Annotated in this window: 19 protein-coding genes; 3 read left to right on the forward strand and 16 right to left on the reverse strand. The window is 56.4% G+C overall.

Annotated elements, in window-relative coordinates:
- The first annotated feature begins 30 nt into the window (after positions 1-30).
- Positions 31-1,137: a substrate-binding domain-containing protein gene (locus HIJ39_RS10375; protein WP_169099381.1), complete on the forward strand. Its 1,107-nt coding sequence runs from the start codon at positions 31-33 to the stop codon at positions 1,135-1,137.
- A gap of 507 nt (positions 1,138-1,644) precedes the next feature.
- Here HIJ39_RS10375 and HIJ39_RS10380 read toward each other — a convergent pair.
- The 14 genes from HIJ39_RS10380 to HIJ39_RS10445 all read right to left on the reverse strand — a co-directional run bounded on the left by HIJ39_RS10380 (position 1,645) and on the right by HIJ39_RS10445 (position 16,323).
- Positions 1,645-3,225, reverse strand: coding sequence for a phytoene desaturase family protein (locus HIJ39_RS10380; protein ID WP_169099383.1), 1,581 nt, complete (start codon positions 3,223-3,225; stop codon positions 1,645-1,647).
- On the reverse strand, positions 3,218-4,027 hold the full coding sequence (locus HIJ39_RS10385; protein WP_169099385.1) for a sugar phosphate isomerase/epimerase family protein: 810 nt from the start codon (positions 4,025-4,027) through the stop codon (positions 3,218-3,220). The genes HIJ39_RS10380 and HIJ39_RS10385 overlap by 8 nt, the downstream gene beginning before the upstream one ends.
- 20 nt (positions 4,028-4,047) lie before the next feature.
- On the reverse strand, positions 4,048-4,497 hold the full coding sequence (locus HIJ39_RS10390) for an SRPBCC domain-containing protein (RefSeq protein ID WP_169099387.1): 450 nt from the start codon (positions 4,495-4,497) through the stop codon (positions 4,048-4,050).
- Positions 4,498-4,513: 16 nt separating this feature from the next.
- The gene (locus HIJ39_RS10395; RefSeq protein WP_169099389.1) at positions 4,514-6,160 is read right to left on the reverse strand and encodes an FAD-dependent monooxygenase; all 1,647 of its coding nucleotides are present in this window, start codon (positions 6,158-6,160) and stop codon (positions 4,514-4,516) included.
- Positions 6,161-6,185: 25 nt separating this feature from the next.
- The gene (locus HIJ39_RS10400) at positions 6,186-6,935 is read right to left on the reverse strand and encodes an SDR family NAD(P)-dependent oxidoreductase (protein ID WP_169099391.1); all 750 of its coding nucleotides are present in this window, start codon (positions 6,933-6,935) and stop codon (positions 6,186-6,188) included.
- Positions 6,936-6,946: 11 nt separating this feature from the next.
- A complete protein-coding gene (locus tag HIJ39_RS10405) occupies positions 6,947-9,415 on the reverse strand; it encodes a xanthine dehydrogenase family protein molybdopterin-binding subunit (RefSeq protein WP_169099393.1) in 2,469 nt (822 codons plus the stop codon).
- The gene (locus HIJ39_RS10410) at positions 9,412-9,903 is read right to left on the reverse strand and encodes a (2Fe-2S)-binding protein (RefSeq protein WP_169099394.1); all 492 of its coding nucleotides are present in this window, start codon (positions 9,901-9,903) and stop codon (positions 9,412-9,414) included. The genes HIJ39_RS10405 and HIJ39_RS10410 overlap by 4 nt, the downstream gene beginning before the upstream one ends.
- The gene (locus tag HIJ39_RS10415) at positions 9,896-10,780 is read right to left on the reverse strand and encodes an FAD binding domain-containing protein (protein WP_169099396.1); all 885 of its coding nucleotides are present in this window, start codon (positions 10,778-10,780) and stop codon (positions 9,896-9,898) included. Before HIJ39_RS10415 ends, HIJ39_RS10410 begins: the two co-directional genes overlap by 8 nt.
- Positions 10,781-10,786: 6 nt before the next feature.
- Positions 10,787-11,674 carry a fumarylacetoacetate hydrolase family protein gene (locus HIJ39_RS10420; RefSeq protein ID WP_207711605.1) on the reverse strand — a complete coding sequence of 296 codons (888 nt, stop codon included), beginning with the start codon at positions 11,672-11,674 and terminating at the stop codon, positions 10,787-10,789.
- Between the two features lie 7 nt (positions 11,675-11,681).
- Positions 11,682-12,614 (reverse strand): amidohydrolase family protein, encoded by a 933-nt coding sequence (locus HIJ39_RS10425; protein WP_169099398.1) that lies wholly within the window; start codon positions 12,612-12,614, stop codon positions 11,682-11,684.
- Positions 12,615-12,630: 16 nt separating this feature from the next.
- Positions 12,631-13,035, reverse strand: coding sequence for a RidA family protein (locus HIJ39_RS10430; protein WP_169099400.1), 405 nt, complete (start codon positions 13,033-13,035; stop codon positions 12,631-12,633).
- Positions 13,036-13,059: 24 nt separating this feature from the next.
- Positions 13,060-14,103: a cupin domain-containing protein gene (locus HIJ39_RS23675; protein WP_207711606.1), complete on the reverse strand. Its 1,044-nt coding sequence runs from the start codon at positions 14,101-14,103 to the stop codon at positions 13,060-13,062.
- A gap of 14 nt (positions 14,104-14,117) precedes the next feature.
- Positions 14,118-14,810: an FCD domain-containing protein gene (locus tag HIJ39_RS10440; RefSeq protein ID WP_169099402.1), complete on the reverse strand. Its 693-nt coding sequence runs from the start codon at positions 14,808-14,810 to the stop codon at positions 14,118-14,120.
- A 73-nt stretch (positions 14,811-14,883) separates the two neighbouring features.
- Positions 14,884-16,323: a purine-cytosine permease family protein gene (locus HIJ39_RS10445; RefSeq protein ID WP_169099404.1), complete on the reverse strand. Its 1,440-nt coding sequence runs from the start codon at positions 16,321-16,323 to the stop codon at positions 14,884-14,886.
- Between the two features lie 185 nt (positions 16,324-16,508).
- Here HIJ39_RS10445 and HIJ39_RS10450 point away from each other — a divergent pair, with 185 nt between their 5' ends.
- Positions 16,509-17,702: an MFS transporter gene (locus HIJ39_RS10450; protein WP_169099406.1), complete on the forward strand. Its 1,194-nt coding sequence runs from the start codon at positions 16,509-16,511 to the stop codon at positions 17,700-17,702.
- 14 nt (positions 17,703-17,716) lie between these two features.
- On the forward strand, positions 17,717-18,184 hold the full coding sequence (locus tag HIJ39_RS10455; RefSeq protein ID WP_169099408.1) for a cyclase family protein: 468 nt from the start codon (positions 17,717-17,719) through the stop codon (positions 18,182-18,184).
- Here HIJ39_RS10455 and HIJ39_RS10460 read toward each other — a convergent pair.
- A complete protein-coding gene (locus HIJ39_RS10460) occupies positions 18,117-18,581 on the reverse strand; it encodes an amino acid permease (protein ID WP_169099410.1) in 465 nt (154 codons plus the stop codon). The genes HIJ39_RS10455 and HIJ39_RS10460 overlap by 68 nt on opposite strands.
- Positions 18,582-18,920: 339 nt before the next feature.
- Positions 18,921-20,372: a transposase gene (locus tag HIJ39_RS10465; protein ID WP_169099412.1), complete on the reverse strand. Its 1,452-nt coding sequence runs from the start codon at positions 20,370-20,372 to the stop codon at positions 18,921-18,923.
- Between the last annotated feature and the right edge of the window lie 236 nt (positions 20,373-20,608).

A 20,608-nucleotide genomic window follows, 5' to 3' on the forward strand; every position in this document is an offset into this window, starting at 1 on the left:
TATTGTCTTATTGCATTATCTAAGGAGGCGATGGTGGCGAAGCAGCGCATGTATCGGACAATTTATGAGGACATGAAAAAATACATCATCCAAGGCGCATGGCCCAAAGGAAGTCAAGTCCCGCCAGAACATGTGCTGATGGCAAAATATCACGTAAGCCGGGTGACAACGTCCCATGCCCTCAAGTTGCTAACGGACGAAGGGCTCATCACCCGTCACCCCGGGACGGGCTCGTTTGTGGCGGGAGCGGCCCCTGAATCGTCCGAAAAAAGCATCGCCCTAGCCGACCCGGTGTCCATACCGGCAGTGGGATTTGTGCTACCGTCACTCGATCAAAGTTTCGGACCGCCAATGCTGAGCCCACTCGAATCCACGTTGCAAGAACAGGGACTGACGCTCGCTTTGGCCTGTTCCCATGGGAGTCAGGAACAAGAGGAAGAGGCCATCAGCCGGCTTTGGGCACTCGGGGTGAAGGGCATCATTGTACTCCCGGTCAACGGCCAATTTTATAATCGTGAGATATTGCGCCTCCATCTGGCGCAATTCCCCTTGGTCCTGGTGGATAAGTCGTTACCCGGTGTGGCCGTGCCCTGCGTCTCCACGGATAATCGCCTCGCAGCGGCAGAACTAACACGCCACCTCTTAGAACTGGGCCACAAAAAGATTGTTTTCTATTCGCCGGACCCGTTTCAGACGTCCACCCTTCGCGACCGGTTTTTAGGGTATCAGGATGCGCTTGAAGCCTACCACATTGCTGAGGTTAGTCTTTTCCAGCCAATACAGGGGTCCAGCAAAGCTGAAGCCGTCCAACGGGTGACAGAATATCTTCAAGACCACCCAGACGTTACCGGCGTCTTTGCCGCCGATGACGAACTGGCAGACCATTGGGTCGCTGCATTACAAGCACTCGGAAAGCAGCTCGGAAAGGATGTCTCTTTGGTCACCTTTGATGCTTATCTGACCGACAACACGCCGACATTGACCACCATGGTGCAAGATCAAGCCCGTATTATCCAAGAGGCGTTTAAGATATTGGCCTCTCAGTGGGATGATACTAGTGAATCAATCACTTCCGTATCGGTGCCGGCGACCTTATCGGTTGGAGGGTCCACGGGGACAAACCGGAATGAATACTAGCTTTCCAGGTCCCAGTAAGGCACCCTTTCGCCGGACCAGAAAGCGCATACCCCAATGGATTGCCAATCAGACGCCTCCGTAAACTGAACGACTCTTTGTTTAAAAAACTTGCACGGGACGCTACTCGCTGAAAGGTGGGCACCCCACGATGTTTTTCGGGAATCGACAACCGCCGTTATGCAAAGCGCTACGACTTGGAATGAACGATAGAAGAAAACCCACGGCGTTCAGATACGGAACCCGAACATCCAAGGAGAGAGGATGCCTCTAAACGGGAGTCTCGGTCACCAAAATGCGAATTCGAATTCGGGCAAGCAGGAAAACAACACCCCTTCGCGCTATTTTCTTCGCCCCTGTCAAACAGTTGCCCGGGATACCCCGGGCACTTTTTATGACCCCAAATAAGAACCCGTGATTCTAGACGATCAAGTTCTCCATAGCCCATGCCCTATCAATTCGCTATTCTGTGCAACGACCGCCCTCCTGACTAAGGTACCTCCGAACACATCACTGCCTCCCCTTCAGAATCTCCTTGGCCGCCAGGTAACCCGATGTCGCATTCAATCCCCCACCCGGCCAAGTGAACGCACCGGCCATCCACAGGCCAGCCACGGGCGTGCGGTACCGCGACCATCCCGGCACAGGTCGAAAGAGATAAAACTGGTCGAGATGATGGCTGCCAGATACGCTATCCCCACCAACCAAGTTGGCGTTATCGCGTTCCAAGTCGATCGGTGAGAGCACCGCACGCGAAACCACCCGATCACGAAGACCGGGAGCATAGAGTTCGATCTTCTCCATGACGCGATCAGCGTACTCTTCCTTAAAGCCGTCCCAACCTCTCGTGATGTCAATTTTACGCGCCGCATCGTCGCGGGGATTCCCTGGTACCGAGCGTACCTGCACCCAGAGCGTGTGGTAACCCTTTGGAGCCCGAGACGAATCCCAGACCGACTGCTGTCCAATAACTAACATTGGACTTCTTGGCAATAGTCCCATACGAGACTCGTAATCGGCCTCAGCTACATCATCCACATACGGGGCGACGTGCACATAAAGGGAACGACCCATGGTGGGCGAACGCCATGGAACCGGACCGTCGAGTGCCAAGTGAACCATCATCGTACCCGGGCCATATCGAAAACGCCTGATGCGTTGGTAAAAGGTGGAGGGCACCGCGTCTTCCCGAACCAGGCGACCGAATAACACCGCCGGCGTGACATTGGCTAGCACAGCACGCCGGGCGCTCAATTCCTGACCGTCGGTGGTCTGCACTCCGACGGCTCGGCCTCCACGCACAACGACCTGCTCCACGGTCCGGCCCAACAACAACTTGCCTCCATGCCGCTCGAAAACGGAAACCAAAGCGTCAACCAATCGTCCGATGCCCCCATGAGTAATCGCCATGCCGTTGGCGAAGTCCACCATGGACTCTAAGAACGGAAAGGTTGCCCCGCCGCTGGCATCAGGGTTAAAGTCGAGATGGTATCCCCAAGGAATCAGAAGGGCCTTCATTTCCGGAGATGTAAACCGGCTATCCACAAACTCGCGAGGAGACTGGAGTAATAATGCGCCAAGTTCTTGGGCTCGCGCCCACCCCAGACGCCTACCCAACCGAAACAAGGTTTTTCCAAAGGCCCACGACGGAATCGGCATTTGCAATAGGGGAAAAAGGTACGGGGATGCCTCCTGGAATTCTCGAATGAGGTCATGCCATGCGCTAACATCGGCGCTGGAAAAAGCCCGAATGGCCTCGTCCGTGGCCTCAGCGTTCGTATAAATAGGAAGGGCTCGCCCGTCCGGAAACACATTGCCGTACGGTTGGTCCGCGACATCGGTCTGAAAGCCTGCCGCCCGAATCTCGTCCCCGAACTCCCGATACAGGGCGGATCCCAAAAAGAGACCCACGTTGCTTGCATAGAAATCGTGGATGAAGCCCGGCCTCGTTAAAGCGCCGGATTTAGCAGCACCACCGGCCGTATCTCGGGATTCGACGATGATTACCTTGAGCCCTGCGCGCGCAAGCACGATTCCAGCCGCCAGTCCATTGTGGCCCGCCCCAACGATGACAATATCGGCGTCATGCATGAGGCGCGGCCTCCGTCCACCATTGAACGGCTTCCGACACGATGGTTTCGTATTTCTCTGGGTTCCCCCAAATCTCATCGGAGAAGATTTCGAGGTCATAAAAGCCTGAATATCCCGCTTCTTCCACGGTAGCGATGAGTCGGGCGAGCGGGGCCACCCCTCGGCCCGGCACGGTTCGGTCCGTGAAGCTCCGCGTTGGATTTCGCCAGTCTGCGAGCTGAACCGAGGCAATCCGAGCCCCTGCTCGGCGAATCGCCAGCGCGAGGCTCGGGTCCCACCAGCAGTTATAGAGGTCTAACATGAGTCGAATAGAGGGATGGTCCAACTCGTCAAGAATATCGAGCGCCTTGTCCACCGTGGAGATAATGGTCCACTGTGTCATGTCCATGGGATGCAGTGCTTCCAACGCTAAGGTAATCCCAAGTTCGGACGCGCCACTGGCTAACCGCTGCAACCCTTCTTTCAGTTGCCCTTCGGCGCTTTCCATATCCGTCGACTGCAACGGACCAGAGATGATCAAAACGGTTGGCGCCCCCAATTCAGCGGCTTCATCGAGGGCTCGCTTGCCGTCGTCGATTGCCTTATCCAGTCCGAGAGTAAACTGCCCCGAAAAACAGAGGTTCGTGACCTGAAGTCCCTCGTTCGCTAGCGCCTTCCGATAGGAGGGCAGGTCAACGCCAGCTAACTTCTGCCGCCAGATGCCGATGCCCGAGACTCCGAGTGCCTTGTAGTGCCGAAGATCATCCCATGCCGACCAACGTTGAGTGGTAATCGCGCTCACCGCAAACCGCCGTGGATCCATGCCTTCCACCGCCTCTTAATTTAGATCGCTGCCTCAATCGCGTCTTGAATCGCTAAGACTATCGCGTCAAAATTTCGTTTGGCCAAGGGCCGAAGGAGCCCCGCGCCCACGCTGGCCAAAACCCCGCTTACCGATGCGTCGCTGGTCCAATCTATCGTCGTTCCGCCCTTCGACGGCTGAAAGTGAAACTGAAGCGCCATGTCCACACGGCTTCCAAGACCCTGAGCACCAACTTTAATCACCAACGGCTCGCCTGACTCTTGCGGTTGGATTTTCAGCGTCGTGGGCATCACGCCCTTGATGTGCGACACACCCACCCTCATGTCGACCGTGCAGCTGTCTGGTCCCGTCACGCGGTATCCCTTGGAATCAGGTAGTGTACGGCCTAGGAAGTCCGGATCTTTAACCAACGCCAGAACTTTATCAGGCGATGCAGAGACGGTAAAGTTTCCTGTTTCCGTGATTTTCATGGAATTCCCCTCTTTTTTAAATGATGTGTGCTTCGGGTATGGCCTCGGACACGCCAGTAAATCGTTTGTACGCTTCCGCCACATCCGAGGATTTCACGAACGGGGCAATCGCCGCCACGTGCCCATCGGGGCGCACGAGAACGAAATGGTCGCTTGGGACACCTAGCTTCTTGGCAAGGCTTCCCCCTGGATCCATCAACGAACGACTGCGTAGTCCTGTCTCCGTCGGAGCATCAAAGCGGTGCACAATGTAGGTCATCAACCCGTCTGGGTCGGGGTCAATGCTAGGACGCGATCGGGGGTCCACGAAAAGGAGGGCCACGAAACCCGGTTTTACCAGATCATGAAGCCAATGGGCTCGTCCGTCCGGTCCCCAGATTTTCCCGTCCGGCACCCGATCACCGGCAGTGATCGGCGGTCGGGTAAATCGCCGTACCGCCGATAACCCATCAAGCAACCCCGGCGGCGGACCTGCGGGTTTGTATGATGTTCCAAGCAATGACCGGGCATGGGCCGCCCGCCACTGAAGACCCTCCGAGCGATCCATCCAGCCTAAAAGCACGTTGCGGGCGATCCGTTTTAGTGGGCTTTTCATCCGCATGACGTCCCGGTTTCGTTCTGCTTGATTGCGTGCGTTGAAGCGGGCAATTGGCGCCCGTTCGCGATCGTAGGTTGCCAACAAATCCTCGTGAGCGCCGTGCTGCAGCACCCAGGACACTTTCCAGGCTAGATTGTTGGCATCCTGAATTCCCGTGTTCATCCCCAATCCGCCCACCGGCGTAATGAGGTGGGCCGCATCGCCGAGTAGAAACACACGGCCATCTTGCCACCGTGCCGCCGTGCGGTGGTGAACGTGGTAGATACCCATGTCCAGAAAGCGAATGGGTAATGATTCATTTTTTACAACCCGTCTAACCTTGGTCACCACGTCCTCACGAGTGGGCTCCGGGGCTCCTTCTGGGACCGGAATCAGAAATCGCCAAAAACTCGGTTGGCGGACGAAGATAACCCATTCCTCAGGATCAAAGATATAAGAGAGATAGGTTAACTGACGCCCGACGCGTCGGTCCAGGTCAACTTCGAAATCGGCTACGAGAAACCGCTCTGGATGTGTGACCCCCTCCATGGGGATATTGCAAAAGTGGCGGACCGTGCTCTTCCCACCGTCGCACGCAAAGATATAACGAGCCCTCACATCTACCCTACCTCGCGGGGTAGAAAACTGTAAGCGACATCCGTCCTGGTCTTGCACCATCGCTTCTAGCTTGTGCTGAAACTGCACAGTGCGGCCATTGTTCACTAAAGCATCCATCAACGATCGCTCCAAGTCACTCTGGGGCAGGTTAACGATAAAGGGATAGCGTGTTTCATCCGCCATGGGACTCATCAACATACGCGTCAGCACTTTGTCGCTGGGCCGATCGATGAAATGCACCTCATCGAAACGAAGACCTTCTCGCAAAATCCCGTCCAAGGCCCCCTCTAGCCCAAATATCTCGAGCGAGCGGGGTAGGATCGTCCCCGCTTTAGGCTTGGTGGAGAGACCTTCATCCTCCTCGTAGATTTGGTATGGCACACCGAATCGGTCCAGCTCTAAAGCCGCGGCAAGACCTACCGGTCCCGCCCCGACAATCGCGACCGGAACGTCTACGCTGTTCGCCACCGCACTTCTCCCCCTTCTCGCCCTATCATTCGGATGCCGTCGGATGGATAATGAGATCCCGGCTCAGCAAGGCACCAGTGAGGCTCGCCGAGGCATCCGAAATGAGAAACATTAGTAGCGGCACGACTTCGTCCACGGTACCGACGCCCCCACCGCGAACACGGAAAAACTCCTGTTCTTCTTCATTGTTGGGACCAGTAAAGAGGTCCGTATCGGTGATTCCGGGGGCGATGACGTTGGCCCGAACTCCGTATGGCAAGCCTTCTTTGGCAATCGATTTAATAAGTGCGATGACGCCTGCCTTGGTCGTGGCATAACCCGAAGCGCGAGCCCACCCCGTTTGGGCCAATCCTGAAGCGAATGCCACAAAGGACCCGCGTTTGCGCGCCTTCATGTGAGGCATGAGGACCTGTGCCGCGTAAAAGAGACTGTTGAGGTTCACATCCATGATGCGAAGCCAGGTTTCCGGTGGAATCTCTTCGATGTCCTGCCGAGGCTGAATTGCAGCCGCTTGGACGAATGCATCAATCTTGCCATAGGTGTCGATCGCTCCCTTCAAAAACCCCTGCAAGCCCTCGCGATCTCCAACATCTAGCTTTTCTACAATGATGCGTCCAGATCCATGGAACCCTTCTAAGGTTGGGTCGGGGGCGATGTCGCACGACACCGCCGTACCGCCCGCGGAAGCCACAGCCCGGCACAACCCAGCACCGATTCCATGGCCACCCCCCGTGACTACCACCACGCTATCCCGAAAGTCATATTGGACTCGCAAGCTGCTCCCTCCTATCGATTGGCGATGACCTCCACGCCTCGGTAAGCCGATGGCGACTGGCGCAACAGGCGGTACACGCGCTCCGCCGGGTTGAACGAGTCATCAACAATGGCGTGGCTACGCTGATGCATCACGTCCTGTAATGCGCTGCATATCGCATGAAGCGGCGCGCCGCCTCCTTCGCCCATCCCCTTAGCCCCATTGGGGCTGAACGGCGATGGCGATTCAATGGCAGCCGTCTTGATCATCGGCACATCCAGCGCAGTGACCGCTTTATATGCATAGAAATTGGGGGTTAGCAATTGCCCTTCAGCGTCATATTCCAAGGCCTCATAGAGAGCGGCGCCAATACCCAGACCCGCCGCCCCGTGGACCTGGCCCTCGACGATTTGGGGATGAATCAGTCGTCCCGAGTCATCGACGGCGGCGTACTCTAATATCTTGGTTTCCCCCGTTGCTTCATCCACTTGGATGACACAAGCATGCATCTGAGTAGCGTAAGTTAGCGTTAGATTGCCCATCTTTTTCTCTACATCGGGCACTTGGAACGGAGGGCGATAGGTGTAGGTGCAGTTCAAAGACACATCAAGCCCGGGAGGCATCGTGGCATTGTTGGCAAAAACAATGTTGGCGAGCCCAATGAAAGGAATGCTTTGTCCCTGCCTTCCCTGAACACGGGCCGTGCCGTCCACCAACTCGATTTGCTCCGGGGAGACACCGAAAATCCCACCGGCAAGTGCCTGGATCTCTGCCTTGAGCTTTAACGCCGCTCCTTGAACAGCCCCAAGGCCAGTGACAGCGAACTGGCTAGCATACGTACCGGAAAAACCAGTGTAGACGTTGCGTCCGTTATCATGACCAATCAAAACCCGGACCTGGTCAGGCGAAACCCCGAGAATATCAGAAACAACCTGAGCGGCGGTGGTCTCATGGCCTTGCCCCTGAGGCGTAGTGCCAATGGTCACCACCACCTCGCCGTATAGATCCAGCTTGACGTTGGAGACCTCACCATTGCCTGAAAACGGCAAGTCTTTGTTGATGATGCGGGCCTGGCCAAAGTTGTTCGTACCGGAGTCCAGTGTTGACCCGATGCCGATCCCGATGAGTTTGCCCGTACCTTGGACTTCTTTCTGGCGCTTGCGCCAGTAATCGTAGTTGATGAGCTGAAGTGCAATGTTGAGACAGCGCGGATAGTCGCCCGAATCATAGACGCAGCCGTTGGGGGTCTCATACGGCATTTCCTCAGGCTTTATATAGTTCCGCTGCCGGATGTCGACCGCGTCTAGGTTCAACTCGTGTGCCACGATATCGATAATGCGCTCCACCATCCACATATGCTGTAAACGGGAGTAACCCCGGTTTGGGCCCACGGGACACTTGTTCGTCACGACTTGGGTGTAATCCACTCTAACATTGCGGAAACGGTAGACGCCCGGCACCACCTGGGTCCAAATCACCGATCCCAAGGGTTCATACCGGGGGTAGGCCCCGCAGTCATCGATTGCGCGGGCGGAAATGCCCAAGATGGTACCATCGTTCATGACTGGCACCTCGATATCCAAAAAGGTTCGCTCGTTTCCGTGGGAGCCCCCTAAGATATGGTCAGACCGGAACTCCGTCCACCGTACGGGCCGACCCGACTTCTTCGCTAGGATGGCGCAAATCGTTAGATACACGTAGGTTGTAATCTTGTTTCCGAACGAGCCTCCAATATCCTGTGTGACGAAATGCAAGCGGTCCGTAGGGATATCCAGGGCCGGTCCCATAAACATGGCCGCAAATTGGGGCATGGTGTTGTTACACCAGAAGGTATACTCGCCTGAGCCGGCATAGTATTCGACCACCGCCGCATTGCATTCGATGGGTGTGCTGGTAAACCGGTGGAAGTGCAGCCGCTTGATTTTGACGACTTTATCGGCCTTAGCCTTGGCTTCCTCGAACTGCCCCCAGTCATAGAGGCCATGCCAGACAACATTAGACCCCACCTTACCATGAAGCAACGGGGCGTCGTCCCGCAATGCCGCCTCACCGTCGACGATGGCCTCCAGGGGGTCATAATCGACCTCAATTAGATCGGCCGCATCTCGTGCTTGCTCGGCCGTCTCCGCCAGGACAGCCGCGACCGGCTCCCCCATGAACCGCACCTTATCGACCGCCAAACAGTAGTCCTCGATGTACCCCCCTGGCAAGGGTGCAATTTCCATAAACGGCTTTTGCAACTGCCGAACCTCATCCCCCGTGAGAATGGTGAGGACTCCCGGTGCCTCCAGCGCCGACCGCGTATCGATGGAGCGAATGCGTGCATGGGCATAAGGAGAGCGTAACAGGTAGACATGCGACTCGTTGTGCCGGCGGATGTCGTCCGCAAATCGCCCCTGTCCTTTAACGAGCCTCCCATCTTCCTTTCGGGGAACGTTTTGGCCGGACCAGGTCTTCCGACCGGTTGTTGTTTTTTCCCTCGTCAACGTCGTGGTGCTCATACTTTCGCCTCCTCATGGGCTAACGACTGAATGGCCCGGACAATGTTCACGTACCCAGTGCAACGGCAGAGATTTCCTTTAATACCGCGCCGAATTTCTTCTTCTGACGGGTTCGGATTGGTTTCCAGTAAATACTTGGTGGCCATCATCATGCCCGGCGTGCAAAACCCGCATTGTAGCGCGTGGTTCTTGGAGAAGGCTTCCTGGATCGGACTAAGAGTGCCGTCCGGATTCGCTAATCCCTCGACCGTTTCTATCGCCGCCCCATCAGCCTGTACAGCAAGCATCATGCAGGACTTTACGACCTTGCCATTGACAATCACAGAGCACGAGCCGCAATGACCCGTGTCGCAGCCAAAGTGCGTTCCCGTCAGATTTAATTCCTCGCGGATAAAGCGGACCAACAACATGCGAGCATCGACATCGCGTGCACACTGGGTCCCGTTCACTGTGAACTGAACGGATAGCCGCCTGGCTGGCTCATTCATTTAAACCCCTCCTTGCATTGCTTAAGGCCTGTTCGACGGCCCGACGCGCAAATACTGGGACCATGGCTCGCCGATATTCGGCCGATGCGTGCACGTCTTCCGGCGGCTCAAACATGGCGACATCCAACGCATCAAAAGCCGTATCAAGCGCGGTACTCTCGCCGTCCGTCCCCAACAAGGATTTCTCTACGGAGGCGAGGCGCATTGGCCGCTCACCCGCGCCGGTGACGACAAGACGAAGATCCTCTACCTTTCCGCTCGCGGAAAGCTGAACGGAACTGGCGCCCGTAATGATGTTCAAAACATCGGTTCCCCCCGCTGACAAAGGTGCAAATCCGTCGCCCTGACCAGGACGTTGCCGTGGGACTCGGATAGTCGTCAATATTTCCCCATGTTCGATAGCCGTTTGGTAGTAGCTCACAAAAAAATCCTCGGCGGCCACTTCGCGCTCCCCACCGGGGCCCCGAATGATAAAGGTAGCTCCTAGCGCCGTTAGAATCGGCGGAAAATGACACGTGGGATCGTTATAGCAACAATTCCCGCCCACGGTACCCCGATTACGCACTTGCTGGTCAGCAATGCGGGTGGCAACTGCGGGCAGGATAGGACGCGCCATGGCCACCTCGGGGGAGCGGATCAACTCGTCATAGGTCACCCCCGCGCCGATGTGAACGTCCTCGTCGGAGACCTCTATTTCCTTGAGCTCCGATAGACGCGAAATGTCGACCAGCGTGCTGTACCCGCCAATCCGAAGCTTCAGAACATTGACCAAGCTTTGTCCCCCGGCAAGAATTCCCGCATCAGTCAGCGTATTGAGTAGGTACACTGCCTCGTCTACGGTCTCCGGCCGGACGTACTCGAGTTCTTTTAACAGCACTTAATTTCACCTCGTTTCATGAAAGTCAGGCCCGATGACATTCTCTAACCGCCCGAGAGCGTCGCTTTCTACCACCACTCGGTCACCGGGGTGCAAGTAGACAGGTGGGTCCATGGCGAACCCCACACCGTCTGGTGTGCCGGTCAGCAAAATATCACCCGGTAATAATGTCATACCGCGGGATAGTTCAGCGATTAGTCGAGGAATGGAGAAGATAAGTTGGCTCAAACGTGCCTCTTGTCTTACTTCCCCATTCACAATCCCGCGAATGTTCAGGGACTCGACCGCTGCCACCTCGTCTCGGGTGACAATCGCGGGCCCCAATGGACACGAGCCATCCATGCTCTTGCCCTTCAGCCACTGTCCGCCATGGCGTCTCTGTACATCGCGGGCGGACACGTCATTGGCTAACGTATAGCCAAACACGTAGTCCATCGCTTGATCCTCCGCGATGTTCTTCCCTTCCTGACTGATAATCACGGCAATTTCTGCCTCATAGTCCAACTTCTCGGTGAACAGGCGGTCATAGGGAACAGGATCGTTCGTCGCAATGACGGCTCGAGTTGCCTTGTTGAAGAACGTGGGAAACTCGGGGAGATCGGTTTCCTGGCTGCCCCGCTTACCCACGCCCTCGTTAAAATGCTTCAAGTAGTTCCAACCCACGCAATACACATCTCGTTGCGGGTGTGGAATTGGCGCCAAAATCTTGTAGTCGCCGACTGGCAGGGCTGGTGCCTGGGGGAGGGCCTCTCGCACGCGCTCAAGGGCTTGATGTCCTCCGCGAATCAAGTCGAGCATGGAAGGAAAAACAGTGGTGATGTCTCGCAACCCACCGCCGTATTCGGCCGCAAGCCGCTCGCGACCGTCACCGGTTCGCATAGTGTAGAATTTCATCTCCGAGTCAGCCCTTTCTTACGCGTTCCATCAAGTGGTCGGAATTAGCCTGGAGGGTGTCGAGCACCCCCGCAGGCAACGCATTTTCTTCCAAATGCCAAACAGTTCCCATGGGGAAGGGATAGTCCGTGCCAAGCACCACATGATCCGGTGCCCCTTCGAGAAGAAATTTAAGGGCTCTTATGTCGTGGGCCGCGCTGTCGAACCATAGTGCCCGGTATACCTCTTTAGGCGGCGGTTGGGTCGTATCGATGCCAGGTCGGCGCGTATCGTACCCTCGTTGCCAGCGACCGATGAGAAACGGGGCCGCACCCCCACCGTGCGAGATGCACCATTGGAGTCCCGGGTACTTGAGTGGTAAAGCCGAAAACACAAGATCTGCGGCTCCCACCGTATCCTCGTATGGATAACCCACCAGATTCCCGAGATAGTGGGCAGACAAACGCGGATCGCTATGTACCCCACCGTGAACCAGTGCCAGTGCCCCGCGTTCGGCGAGAGCTCCCCATAAGGACGCATAGCGCGGATCCGATAGCCGGGACTCACCCATGCTCCCCCCCACGGTGACGCCGGCGCACGTGTAGCGCACCCGGTTCCACTCCCGAGCGGTCGCGTCGCCGTCGCGAAACGGGAGAATCGCGAGCACTTCAACTTCGCATGTCAAGCCGCGCTTTACGGATATTAGCGCGTCGTTGACAAAGGAGGCCCATAAGGGATCCTGCCCTTGACGGAGCAAGGCCGGTGGGACAGAAAGCACGATGGACAGCCCGTGTTGGCTGGCATAATGCTCGACCGCTTGCAGATCGGTCATCCGCCCTCCAGCAAGCACGCGGTCGTCGTCGAGAGCGATCCAATCTCCATCGCGCTGAAGTCCGAACTGTCCCTTCTGAGCTGCGTCCACCACGTCGGGCGGAATTAGATGCACGTGCACGTCCCACACATCGAGGCCCCCTCGCTTAAGCTTTAGGCGGTATTACCGCAATGGCTTCGATTTCAATGAGGAGTTCCGGGCTCACTAGCATGGACACTTCCACCATGGTTGATGCTGGCAACGGTGCCTTGAAGTACCGGCGGCGCACTTCGTGAATCGCGGCGAAGTCATTCATATTGCGAATATATACAGTGACCTTGCAAACATCGTCGAGACTACCACCTGCCTCACGTAACAGGGTCTGCATATGATCAAGAATGACTTCCGTTTGCTTCTTCACGTCCCCAACGCCGACGACCTTGCCATCGGGATCGCGAGATGTCAGACCCGAAACAAACACTAAGGTTCCTTGAGCCTCAATTTTGGTCGCCTGCGAAAACACGCCTAAGGGTGCATTCAGCTCGGGATTGCGCAGTTCTTCTTTCGGCATGATGTCTAGCTCCTTTCAAGCTTCCTATTTAGCGTCCTTGTCGTCTGTGTACCAGGAGGGTTTTTGAGGGTAATGGGGCCCATCATAAATCTCTAGCAACACAGAATCCGCATTGGCCATGGTAGGACCGTGGACGTTGCCCTTGGGATTCCAGTAGAACGAACCGGGCCTCAAGACCGTGTTGGTGGCCGTGTAAACGTATTCGCCCGACAGGCAGAACATAAACTGGTTTGACGCATGCTTATGGGGTTCAGGGATCCCGCTCCCCTTGGCAAACTTCACCAAGCTTATGGTGGCTCCCGTCTCCTCGTTCGTGAAGAGCCGGATTTCCGACAGCCCTTCCAAGGACTTCGGTCGCCATTCGGACTCGGTGGTATCAATCAGCACTTCCTCGGTAAGCGGCGTCTCCAAATCCGGCAGAGGATAGGACGGAACCTTGATTTCCATCAACCGGTTCAAATACGGTTTGGTCTCGTCCATATTGTAAAGTCGGTGAATGCCGCCGGGCTCGCGGAACAACACAAAGCCCGGTCCCTCATACGAGCGCGTCGTTCGGCCGTCTTGCCACTTCATTTGGTTGTGTCCACCCTCTACCGACAAAATCACATATGGTAGCATGTGATGATGCGTCGGGTGACCCCCGCCCACCGGTAGCGAAATTTCCCAAAGCCGGATTAGCTCATTTTCGAAGAGCACTTTTTGGGCCACAGGTGCGTATGCGTCATCGTAAAACGTTTCCTTCGGATCAATGTTGCGCATATGCGGAGCCGTCTTGATCTCCACGATTCGACTCCAGTACCGATGGCTTCCGACGTTTTTCAGCGCGAACGATTCCCCCGCCTCAAGATACCGAAACGCCCCAGGAGTCTCATCCAATGTTTCACGGGATCCGTCGGACCGAACCGTCTCGGTTCGGTCGCCTTCGACCACAACGACCAGCGACGGCAGAGCATAGTCACGATGCTTAAGCAGTTCGCCGGGGTACAATAACACGTCCCACACCCGCACCAATTCGTTCTCCAAGATTAGCCGGTGCTCCACGGGCGTATGATTTTCTGTCAATGCCACTCCATCGCCCCCCATCATGCTTGTTCCAACAACGACTTCGAACGCTCGAAGACCAGGGTTGCCGTACGTTGCAAGTGCGCCTGCAACAACTTGGCTGCCTGGTCGGGATTATTAGCCCGGCAGGCATCGAGCACCCCAGCATGCTCCTGTCGGCGGTCGTGAACGGTTCCCCGTTGAGTTAACGAGAGCCGCCGATAGCGTTCCGAGTTATCCCACAGTGTGCTGATAAGCCGAAGCAACCACACCGAGCCACCGACCTGGTACATCCCAAAATGAAAGGCCTTGTGTAGACGGCGCCCTTCCGCTTCGTCGCCAGCTTCATAAGCGATCTCGTAGCGCTCTAATATAGCCGACAGGCGTTGATAGTCGGCGTCAGTGAATTTTTGTGCGCTACGCCTAATCACCCGTGGCTCCAGCAGCATTCGAGCCGCATAGGTATCATCGAGATCCTCCAGCGAGAGCCGCGCTACCCGCGCCTCCTTCTGGGGCGGTTGCTCTACGAGGCCTTCAGATTCCAGACGCTTCAATGCCTCGCGTACCGGCATGACACTTACGTCAAGTCTCTTAGCAAGTTCACCCAACAACAGGGGCTCGCCTGGTTTCAACTCTCCTTGAATGATGGCATCTCGAAGTTCTTGGGTTACATGAGCCGCTAAAGTGGGGGGCTTCCGGCTACTGACAATGTTTCGTAGTGTCTCGTCCGACACCTTATCGGCCTCCTTGACGGTTTGAATTGTCTCAGGCTACCGGCATGACCCGGAAGCCGTCCCACCTTACTTCTTATCCTTCAACTTCTTGCAGAGCCAACTCAGCGCCAACGGTGCCCGTCATGGTGCCGGGCTTGAGCACGGTGGTACGAAGAATCGGATAGATTACCAGTACTGCGATAAGTGAGGTTAAAAACCCAAGCGGGAACACGTGTGTGCTTTCCAGCACCACCGCAAGCAGAACCGCAATGACCACGCTGGTCACCCCTGCCACGTTTACCGATTCCACCTGCGCATGATCAGCAAGCGTACGCTTGCGCACGATGTAGTAATCAGCAATCATCACGGCGGCAAACGCAGTCGTCATCACACCCAAAATATTGAGCCAACTGTTAATCAGACCGAGAATGCCTCCCGCAGCCATCAAAAGCGCCACGACGTTCCCCAGAATGACCATCCAAAATCGACCCGGCCGCCACTTTCCCAAGGCGTCGAACAGATTGGTCAGGGCCAAAGATCCTGAGTAAGTGTTCAGTACCTGGGCTTTAATCTGGGCTGCATACATCAGAATGAAACCGAACACCGCGGACAGAATGATGAAAAATGCCCCGGTGTCGTTGGAGGCCAGCGCGTTGGCGGCTTTGGACGCCGTGGCGGACGTGGCCATGTGGTGCGCAATCAGATAGTGAACGGCCGGTCCCATCCCGCCGAAGACGATGACCGCCCCAGCAATCATGATGACGACATCCATCATAAAGCTACCGGCGTACGCCATGATAATGACATCCTTTGGGCGACGGGCATACCGCGCGTAGTCGGCATCACACAGCGCAAGCGCTCCTGCCGAACCTGCCAGCGTGACCAACGCATCGGCAAACCGCTGGCCGGCCCCACCGAGTCCCGGTATCAAGGCCCCATGTGTGAAGATGGTGACGAACGACAGACCGCCGGCGAATCCCGAACGGTAGAACATGTAGGCGAGCAAGATCAAAAATGCAACCATCAAATAGGACGCTACTTTCAGGACCAAGTTGACACCGAAGGTGGTCAACAAGATCCAACCGATGGTGAGGATCCCGAAAATCACGATCCGTAAAGCGAGGGTATTGTGCCATCCAAAGGCGAATAAAGTCCCGTAATACAAGAGGGAATTCTCTAACGCCAGAAACCCCAGAATCATAAATCCGAAGATGACGGACGCGATTATCGACCCTCGCGCACCTAACCCATAAAATCGGGATGTCACCGTACTCGATAAGCCCTCTTGCCGGCTAATCAGCGCGACCATCCACCCCAGCGTACCGCCGAAGAGAGCCACTAGAACATCGGCGGTAATGGCCCATCCCATCCCGGCGACTGCGGCCACGTAACTTCCAATGAGTAACTGCACAAGGGTAGTGGCGATTCCCATGGCCATCCAGGAGAGCGCCCAACCACTCTTTCGCTGCGAGTCCGGAACACGGCCTAGCGCATGGTCTTCGACCACGTCGGCTAACGTGCTGTTTGCAGCCATTGCTTTCTCCTTTCCTGAAAAAGCAGACCTTCACAGATTGACCAACCGATACCAATATCAGTGATAAGTGATATCTTCGGATTTGTCAATCGTTTATCCATATTCAATTTACCTCGTATTATCACCTGATATTGACTAGGTTTTTAGTTATGAACCGTTGGCCTATAATGACTAAGGAAGGGGTTATGGCGTTGGCCGAGATTGCTGGATTCGTACTTGTGTGGCTGGCCGCGTTCTCGTGCCGCACAACACTGGTCTCCATCGGTCCTCTATTGCCGGTATTTATGAAACAGCTCCATCTCGGGGGCTTTTGGGGCGGAACGCTGACGGCGATTCCCTTGCTCATTATCGCGGTCGTTTCTGTTCCATCCGGTTGGATTGCCGATAAAGTAGGTCACCGCACGGCGTTAGCGATAGCCTTGGGACTTCTCACTCTGGCCTGCATTGTTCCATCGCTTGCTGGTCCGACAAAAGGGTCCCTCTTTCTCAATGTCGCTCTCTCCGGTCTGGGTGTCGGCCTAGCTCAACCGACATTAGCGAAAGTGGCGCGGGGAGTCAGCCCCAGGAATCCCGCCTTGCCGACCACCCTTTACGCCAATGGGCTAGTGACAGGCGGGCTTGGTGCGAGTTTACTCGCCATCCCCCTCTTAAACCACCTCGGTCATCGGTGGCCGTCAGTATTTCTCGCGTGGGGAATTTTGGTAGCCATAACTGGACTCGGCTGGCTCTTCCTGAAAACGCGTCGAGAGCCTCGGGAAATAAGTTCCCTTCCTGTCCATAACCTTCCCTCTTCTTCGTCACGGCCCCCGGGCCTATACCCCATTGCCATGGGATTTGCGGCTCAAGGTGCGGTATTTTACGCCCTGGTTACCTGGCTTCCGGAATATTCTGTGCACCAAGGTTGGCCACTCGCGCAGGCGTCTCTTCTTGTCGCACTCCTTTCGCTTGGTTCTATCGTCGGTGGGGTAATGTCGCCATGGTTATTAAAAGTCGGTCGAGGATTTCGGAGGCCGTTTCTCGGCCTAGCCGTGGTCATAGGCGTTGCGGTCGTGGGGCTCGTCGTCCTCCCTCTTCTAGACTATTTCTGGGCATGGTTGGCAGGCGCATCAACGGCAATCGTTTTTACCTTAGGTCTTGCCGCCCCTGCCCTTCTTTCTAACTCAAAGGCAGTGGGCCGCGACTCCGGACTCTTGCTTACCGTTGGCTATATCGGTGCCGTGGCGGGGCCGTTAGGATTTGGTGCGCTATTCGGTGCCACGGCATCGGGCGCAATGTTTCTGGTGGCGGCCCTAGGGCTTTCGGTCGGACTCGCCGCCCTTGCTATTCCGGCTAACCTTGGAGCACCAGTTACGGAGCCGTCGACCGCCATCAACTCCTAAAGGAGGCTTCAAAAGTGAATGATCTAACCCACACCATCAGTGAGACCATGCTCCTCTACCCGGGAATTCCACAACCCCGCATTCATGACTTTGCTACACCTGCGGTGGACGGCTATGGTATGTCCGAATTTTGTTTTTGGAATCATCTTGGCACCCATATCGATGCACCGACCCATTTCTATGCGGAGGGATGGACACTGGACCAGTTTCCCATCGAACGGTTCGTGACCACTGTGAGAACGGTAGATTGTCAGAACGTAGACGACATCACGGCACAACACTTAATGCGACAACTCGCGCACCTCGCACCAGGCGAAGGTGTATTGCTGTTGACAGGCCAGTACCGTCACTGGGGAACACCAAGGTACTTCGGTCCCTTCGCAGTCCTTACTGAAGACGGCGCCGAGTGGCTTCTTAAAAAGAAAGTCGGCATGGTCTTGGTCGACGCCCCCTCGCCACCACGATGGCTAGAAATACGATGAAGAAGATGGACCAACTGGGGCTCGCCCCGAAGATATTCTGGAACACCTGGGCCATGTACAGGCTCGCAACCCCGAGCACCATCGGAATGCCGATCGCAAAGGCGAACGCGTACGTCCATCCCCCCATAAATCCCACGGCAGGCCTTAACCCTGCAGAAAGATATGTGTAGGCGAACCCCGCCGACGGCAAGTTACGTGTGAAATGGATAATGACGTATGCCAGGCTTAGAGTCGCGACTCCGGCCAGTAAAAACGACAACGGCGTGGCCCCGCCAGCTGCGGTAGCCGCAAATTGGGTCGACAGCGCGACTCCCATTACCGGGGCCAACAACGCCACGGACAACGCTAAAGCGTCCGTAGAACTCAGGGTGTTGGGTTTAAGCCTATCTTCCGCCATGAACGACTCCTCCTTGGCTGGCTGCCTCTAGGGGGCAGCCTGTGTTCGAAAATCCCTTAACGCCTCAAGGGTCCGATTCACGTCATCTTCGTTGTTGTAGTAATGAAGGCTCAGACGGACGGCCCGCCCCCTTGGGCTACCAAAAATACGGCGTTCCCTGAGAAATTTCCCTAGGAGAGTTTTCATAAAGTCCTCGAGGCGCGGGCCTAAAATGCTTTTAGCAAGAGGGGTCGCATTCGTAGCACCGTTTTTGCGCAGATGATGCCCGAGTCGTGACAAACGACTCAAAATGTGCGACGATAGGTGGGTCGGATCATCACCTCCTCAGGAACCGCCGCCTTACGCGGCGGTTCGGACCCAGGCTTCGTGATGTGAGACGATGGCAGCGAGTGCCAATCGGGCATACCAGAGATAGGGGCGGCGATGATGCGCCGCCTTTATTCCGTGCGCGGTCCATAAACTAAAGGCCCGCTCCACCCCAGTGCGTTCGTTATATAAGGTGGTCCATTCAGGCGTGCCGTACGGCACGCCACTGTCGGTATAGCGGGATCCCCGGCCATTAACGGTGACCGTTTTCATCGCCTTGTCGCAGGGATTGGGACAGGGGAGGGCCGATTTTTTCCGGAGCGGACACCCATAGACCATGACCCCCGGCCGGGGTTGTCCCATGCGCGGCATTGGACGGGCGTCCCGACAGATGGGCTGATGGGTGTCGGATAGGGTGATGCCCGCCGCGGTGGCCTCGTCACTCACATGGGGCGGTTCGAGCGGTTGCCCGGGCGCAAAAGCCGGAATGAGCCCGCGTTGCCGCGTCAAATCCCAGAGCGCTTGGACATCATAGGCCGCATCGCCAATGAGATGGTGCATCGCGATCGTTGGCGTGGCATACAGGCCTTGTGTCTTCACCAACAAATCGGGGAGGGCCACGCCGTCATGACGATTCGCGGGATGGAGGGCGAAGCTAACAATGAGCGGATGACTCGGTTGGCCGGGCACCGTGTTGACCACCACCATGGCCGAGGGATCATAGCCAAAGTAATACCGGTTCCGATGACTGTCCCACCCCACCAAGGCCATGGGATCGCTAAAATAACGTAAACAACCACAGCCACGCGTGGAGCAGGTACAGCGTTTGGCGCCAAAGCTGGACGCACCGCTTTCAATCGGGGATCCGTCCACCGCCAAATCCCATACGGGCGGCAACACCCCGCGGTCCACACTCTCGCGGCTGGTATCCGCTAAAAATCGGTCCCAGAGATCGCCGGGCGCCGCACGGCGCCCCCGTTTCGCTTCGCGCTGAACCCTGGTGGCCACACGGCCAATGGCCCCCGGCCGGCGCGTCGGCATTTTTTGGCCCCGCTTCAACTTCAAGCGACGGCCGGAGGACCGTCGCATGGCCCCGTGACGCGGGCGCTCTTCGGGGTACATCCGCCGCAAAAACCCATAAAATGTGCTCACCGCCGGCACCTCGCGGGGACTCTCCCATCCGCAAAGGTGACACAGCCACACGGATTGGCGGAGCATGGCCACGCCGTCCACTAGACTGGGAATCTGTCGCACTGTCATTAATGCCAACGCCCGCAGCAGTTGAAACGGATCCCGGGCCGGACGGCCCCGATCGGATGCATACCGGGATTGGGCCGCCTCGGCTTGAGCGTCAAAGGTCGCGGTTAAGCTCCATCGCGTTTCCTTTTCCCAGGCTTCACGCGCGCCCCACGCGTCGTTCCAAGTGGCTAAATCGGCCTCAATTTGCGCCCATATTTGGGCATCGGTCATCATGCTGCGTAACATGGTCAGGCCCCTCTACGTCGGATTGACTGCAAAATATTGCCAGTCACCGAATTCTTGGGGTCCGGGGCGCATTGTCAAGGAATTGCTACGGTTTAGCCGAATTTTTTTGCGGGCGCGCCCATCGAAGATGGGGCCGATATCGCCGTATGGTCCGTGACACCTAGGAGCCTTTTCATTTAATCCGAACCCGCACGGCGCGCGGGTTTGACGCATTGGACGCTGCGATTTTCCTACAC

The sequence above is a fragment of the Sulfobacillus harzensis genome, from assembly GCF_012933365.1.
GTDB lineage: Bacteria > Bacillota > Sulfobacillia > Sulfobacillales > Sulfobacillaceae > Sulfobacillus_B > Sulfobacillus_B harzensis.